Annotated in this window: 1 protein-coding gene; it reads left to right on the top strand. The window is 64.2% G+C overall.

The features are described 5' to 3' along the window. On the top strand, positions 1–327 hold a 327-nt coding region (locus EN852_RS37680; protein ID WP_135879826.1), incomplete at both ends, for an FCD domain-containing protein.

Genomic DNA, 327 nt, shown 5'->3' with positions numbered 1-327 from the left:
GGCACGGTGGTGCGCCATGTCGGGCGCGGAACTTTCCTGACCGCCACCAATCCGGCCTCGATGGCGGCGGTTGTCGGCCGGATGGAAGGCACCAGCCCTGCCGATATGATGGAGATCCGGCAGTTGCTGGAACCGGCGGCGGCATCGTTCGCCGCGACCAATGCCAGCGCCATGGAACTCAACGCGGTGCGCGAGGCGCACAAGATCGCCTGCGAAGCGCAGGACATGCCGACCTTCGAACACTGGGACGCGGAGTTCCATCACCGCATCTTCGCCTGCTCGCGCAACGAATTCCTCAAGGAGATCCACAATCTGATGCGCATCCTG

The sequence above is a fragment of the Mesorhizobium sp. M2E.F.Ca.ET.209.01.1.1 genome (assembly GCF_004010375.2).
GTDB lineage: Bacteria > Pseudomonadota > Alphaproteobacteria > Rhizobiales > Rhizobiaceae > Mesorhizobium.
Note: the sequence above shows the minus strand (reverse complement) of the source record. Positions and strands in the feature narration are given on the sequence as shown.